We start from the raw sequence: 6094 nt of genomic DNA, 5'->3' as shown, positions 1-6094 counted from the left end.
ATGATGGGCGCAAAAACGCCACCTTCGCCTGTAAGTGATTTTCCACTACGCAATTGTTCTAAAGCCAAGTCGCGCAGGGCGCGATATCCGGGTGTTTCTCTTTTCTTGTCTGTCATAAACTGAAATATTAAGATTGATTAGTTTATGGACAGGGTTTATTTTACACTCTCCAAAATTCAGTTTAATGTTATAATATCGTTCCAACTTCTTAACTAAATCTTGAAATTTGGTATTAGAAAAGCTAAATATGCCTTCTGTCCAAAGTATATAATAATCTACATCAACGTTATAGACTTTAGCATCTTCTAATTTTTTATCCCAAAAGGCCATCTGTCCAGGCTCCAACACTACCCCTTTTTCAAATAATCCTTTGCCGGATTTTTCTATTTCAACTCGACCTTCAGATAATACCGTTTGAACAAAATCATCTTCAGGATAGGCAGTTACATCAAATTTGGTTCCTAGCACTTTAACTGAAAGACCGGAAGTATTAACATAAAAAGGCTTTTTTACATTCTTTTCCACCTCAAAGAATGCCTCTCCTATTAGAAAAACCTCTCGAGTTTTATCAACAAACCTCGATGGATAGATTAACCGACTTCCTGCATTCAACCATACTCTGGTTCCATCAGACAAACTAATGGTTGACCGACTTCCATAAGGAATTACTACAGTATTCATTCTTGGGTTACCACCATCGGTTCCTTCTTCTACCACCTCCTTTTCGTCAACAACAACCCTCCCATCTGAAGAATATTCTATGACAGATTCTTTTTCCTTCAAAGGAATATATCCCTGATCATCAATAATTAGAGCAGGTTCATCACCATCGTACTTTTCCAAATAATCTTCATAAATAGATTTGTCATCACCACTCTTCATATTAAAATATACCACCCCTCCCCCGACAGAAAAGAATATTAATGCAACTGCAGCATATCTTAACACAGATTTAAACACCGAAAGCCACTTCTTACTCTTTTTCCTTTCATCCAATCGGACAATAATCTTTTGTACCAATTCCCGTTTCTCAGAGTCAGAAAGTTCTCTATTATGAAAATTTAAATATTTCACAAACTGATTTTTGAAATTCAAAATATATTCTTTTTCTTCAGGGTTGGCTCTCAAATATTGGCACCAATATTCATCCAATTCTTTGGTCGGTTGAAAAATCCATAAAAAAAAAATGCGGATTATCAATCAATTTCTTTAAACGTTCCATAAAAAATATTTTATGACGATTGATCATCTTTAATAATAAGAGAACCCAAAGCTGTAAATGGGACAAAAAATTTTACATTTTTTTTCTATTTCTTTATTTTTTCACTCCGCCACAGACACAAAACACTTCAACCAAATAATATCCAATACATTTAATCCAACAAAAGAATATCTGCATTAACACTTTCTTTTATGCAATTTTGAATACCATCTTTCATCCACCTAGAAATCAAAATCATGTCATATAGTTTTAAATAAACAAAAAAATATTGCATTTTTGTTATTGGGAAAAATTTTATCTATGCAGAAATACAATAACATTAGGACAGTGTTTCTTTTGCTCAGCTTAACTTTTTTCTCAGCAGTAAATGGGCAGGAAATATTTCGATTTGATCATACCGGCACCCAAGAAGGACTTTCACAAAACACCGTTTCTGCCATATTTTGTGACAAGGAAGGCTTCCTTTGGATTGGCACAAATAATGGACTAAACCGTTATGACGGATACAAATTCAAGATATTTAAGGGAGAAAGCAATAAGTCTGGAATTTTCATCAATAATCGAATAACCGATATTTGGCAAGATGAACAAGATTTCATATGGTTTGTCACCCATGATGGTTATTTCCACTATTTCCACCCTGCATTCGAAAAAATTAACTCTATTCCTGATTTTTTAATACAAGAAACAAACGATAATTCCATAATATCAGATTATCTACAATATGATTGTAAGGAATTATGGATAGGCCTTAATTCCTTAGGAGTTTACCGTCTTGTTTTTGACAAGAAGGAACACAGTTACCAAACAACCCATTTTCTGAACCGTGGGCAATACGCTTTATCCAACAATAAGATTTCTTTTATTCGACGTGACAGCCTTGGAAATCTATGGATTGGGACTCAAAAAGGAATTAATTTTCTTTCTCAAAAAGATTTGAATGCCAATACACCTAACTTCCAACATTTTTTTGTTGAATACTCATTCACAAGTTTTTGCGAAACCTCCGATGAAATTTGGTTCGGCACAAAAAAAAACGGCATACTGATTAAAGACAAAAAAAACGGTATATTCAGAGAAGCCAGTCGAAATTCACAGATTTCTTTTACCGATTGTAGTACATCCATACTACACCTTTCTAATACCAATAATATTTATGCCGCTTTTGAAAATAAAGGACTATACTGTTATAATAAAGATAGTAACCAATGGAGAAAAATTACCACAACCGGTAAAAATATCGATCGATTATACGAAGACAGATATGGACAAATTTGGATCACCAGTGAACATTTCGGAATTGATCGTTACAATCCTTTGACCAACACTTCCAAACACTACAGACTATCTCCACCAGACAGGGAAAATACTACCGATTTGGAACGACACGTATTTTTTGAAGATAACAATAACAACTTCTGGATTGGACTTCATGAAGGCGGTCTAGCCATGTATATTAGAGCAAAAGATAAATTTCATTTTTACTTAAACGATCCTTATAATGAAAACACAATTAGTTCAAATATTGTTGCCGGGATAACCCATGACCATTCAGGACAGCTTTGGCTAGGACTGGGACAATATCTGGGCGGCATAGAGAGGGTTGTTTTGCGAAACCCTGGCTTTAAACATGTACTACCTCAACCCGAAATAAAAGAAATCTCTGACAACATTATCAGGTCAATTCATGAAGATAATCAGGGCCGTCTTTGGGTAGGAACAAAAGCAGGTCGATTACATATCTTGGATTCCCTTTTTAACCAACTGGCTTTCTTTGAAAAATTCACAACTGACAGAGGGATAATTTCGGCTGCCAACATTTATTCAATTACTACCGACCATAATGGACATATTTGGCTGGGAACAAAAGGAAAAGGATTATTGGTAAGCAAAAAACCAGTGAACAATTACCAAAGTCTGTCTAAACTGGATTTTTACAATTACCGGCATTCTGAAAACGACAACACCAGCCTGACCCACAATAATGTATACTGCATCGTTGAAAATCATGACCATGAAATGTGGATCGGCACCTATGGAAACGGATTAAGCCTTGTAATGGAAAAAAAAGATGGATCACGTTATTTTAAAAATTTTCACAGCCGAAATTCCTCCCTCGGAAGTAATATGGTGCGCAATATTTTGTTTGATTCTAAAAAACGTATGTGGGTAGCCACAGGATTTGGGCTTTATATGTCCGAAACTCCAGATAAAGGATTATTTTCAAGTTTCATCCACCATCCAGACAACCCCCAAAGCATTAGTTATAACGACATAATACACATTTTTGAAGATTCTCAAAAAGAGCTATGGTTTGGGACACTAGGAGGAGGTCTTAACAAACTGGAAAATCTTTCCGGCTCAAAAGCCTCATTTACTAGGATCAACCGAAATAATGGATTAAGTAATGATGTGATTTTAGCCATACATGAAGATAACAAACAAAACCTTTGGATCAGTACCGAAAACGGAGTAAACCGCTTAAACATATTAACCGGGACCATAGAGATTTTCAATACCAATAATGGATTGAGTTTTGACATATTTATGGAAAACACCTGCTACAAGCGACGAAATGGAACTATTCTATTTGGTGGCTACAAAGGAATTGAAATTATCGATCCCGATATGTTGCAGATTAAAGATTTCACTCCAAATATTGTTTTGACCAATTTTCAACTCTTCAATAAAGATGTTTCAATTCGGGATAAAAATTCTCCACTTACAAAAACCATTACTTACACCAAACACATTACACTAAAACATTATCAATCAAGCTTTAGCATAGAATTTTCCACGCTTGACTTCCAGGACCCTAAAATTGTACAATATGCCTACTTGCTCCAAAACTTCGATAATGAATGGAATATAACGGGAAACCAAAACAAAGCTACCTTCACTAATTTACCACCAGGAGATTATATTTTCAAAGTTAAAGCAACAAATCGTAAAGGGGGCTGGATCAAAAATCCACGTCAATTAAAAATTACCATTTTGCCTCCATGGTATAAAACTATATGGGCTTATATCGCTTATGGACTGATATTTATCGCCTTTCTTGTTAGCATAAAAGAAACAGTTTCCAAAATCAACCAATACAGAAATGAGCTTCAAGTGGAAAAACGCATTAACGAAGAAAAATTAAAGTTTTTTACCAATATTTCTCATGAAATACGAACACCTCTCACGCTGATTCTAGGCCCCTTGGAGGATCTTAAACAAAAGGCACACAAAGTCTCGCCTGAAATTAACAGAGAATTGAGGGTCATTCATAAAAATGGAAAACGAATGCTTCACCTCATCAACCAACTGCTTGACTTTAGAAAAATACAAAACAATAAGATGATACTTAAGGTTTCTCCTTTTGATATTGTCGATTTTTGCAGAGAAGTTTATGATAGCTTTCTGCCTATTGCTAGACACAAAAACATTACCCTTAGCTTCAAGACTGACCAATCCGATTCAGAAATATGGGCTGATGCTTCAAAATTGGATATGGTCCTTTACAATATTATTAGTAATGCCATAAAATTCACATCTTCGGGCAAAAAGGTAGCTATTTCGTTAAATCATACTTCCAAAGAAAATGTTGTGATTACAGTTACTGATGAGGGAAAAGGTATTCCGGAAAAAAATATTAGAAATCTATTTTCCAGATACACCATTCTGAGTAACAGCGAAAATGCAGGTACGGGGATCGGACTCTCCCTTGCCTATGAAATAACAAAACTTCACGGCGGAAGTTTATCAGTTGAATCTAAAGAAGGAGTTGGAAGCTCTTTTAAAATTCTTCTATTTAAAGGCAAACATCATTTTATTGGAAGAAAAGACATTGAATTTAATCCTCTTTTTGAGACCAATCTCCATCCCATCACATCTGATGTTTTGGCGCCAGAACATGAAATGATTTCCATTCCAAATAATGATATAAATCTCTCTCAACAGAAATATTCTGCTCTAGTCGTTGAAGACAATCCAGAAATACTGGCCTACATATCTACTGCTATCAATCAAAATTTTCATCCTTTTAAAACTTCTAATGCAATAAAAGCTCTGGAAATAATCAAAAAAAAACAACCCGATATTATTATCACTGATGTAATGATGCCAGGTATGGACGGGATGGAACTGACTCAAATCCTCAAAAAGGACTTTGCAACCAGTCACATTCCTGTCATAATGCTAACTGCAAAAACCGATCTCGAAGATCAAATTTCCGGGTTGCAATGTGGAGCTGATGCTTATCTGGCAAAACCCTTTAACGCGAAACTACTCAACACCATTGCAATCAACCAAATAGAACAAAGAAAACGCATCATTGCAAAATTCAGAGATAACAAAACCATTGATCCTGAGACCTTAAAAGTTACCAGTAAGGATGAACAGTTTCTACAAAGTCTCGTTTCCTATATTTCAAACCATTACTCGGAAGAATTCACCATTGAGCAACTGGCCGAACAGTTATGTGTCAGTCGAACCGTTTTTTATAATAAAGTAAAAGGACTTACGGGAATGAGCCCAGTGGAGTTTGTTAGGCAGCTAAAACTGAAAATTGCAGCTCAATTACTCGAAAAAGGTTATAATGTTTCAGAAGTTTCATTGCGAGTTGGATTTAATGACATAAAATATTTCAGTCGCCAATTCAAGAAACTGTTTGGCTATCCTCCCAGTCAGCATAAAACAGGCGCATAAAAAAAAGAATAAAAACTTCAATCTAGTGAAATAACACCTACTAAATTAAAAAAAAGCTTTTTTCGATAATCGGGATCTTCTTTATTCCAATAGGTAATTTGAACAATGTCGTTTAGTTAAGGACAAAAAGCCTACTATTTAATTGTATAGTAATATTGTATATAATTTATTTTGTCGTTT

Annotated in this window: 1 protein-coding gene and 1 pseudogene; one reads left to right on the top strand and one right to left on the bottom strand. The window is 34.9% G+C overall.

The annotated features are described in order from the left end of the window. Nucleotides 1–399: 399 nt before the first annotated feature. Nucleotides 400–681: pseudogene (locus ACT29H_RS16625) on the bottom strand (FecR family protein); the annotation flags it as partial. An 841-nt stretch (nucleotides 682–1522) separates the two neighbouring features. Here ACT29H_RS16625 and ACT29H_RS16620 point away from each other — a divergent pair. Beyond that, complete coding sequence (locus ACT29H_RS16620; RefSeq protein ID WP_444822782.1) at nucleotides 1523–5914, top strand: hybrid sensor histidine kinase/response regulator transcription factor; 4392 nt, start codon at nucleotides 1523–1525, stop codon at nucleotides 5912–5914. Nucleotides 5915–6094: the final 180 nt, after the last annotated feature.

Origin of the sequence: Thermophagus sp. OGC60D27 (assembly GCF_052400625.1) — a bacterium.
In the GTDB taxonomy this organism is placed as follows: Bacteria; Bacteroidota; Bacteroidia; order Bacteroidales; family Marinilabiliaceae; genus Thermophagus.
This window is presented reverse-complemented; position numbering and strand designations above follow the sequence as displayed.

Coding starts and splice junctions, on each gene's coding strand:
- ACT29H_RS16620 (WP_444822782.1), top strand. CDS start 1,523: ATGCAGAAATACAATAACATTAGGACAGTGTTTCTTTTGCTCAGCTTA.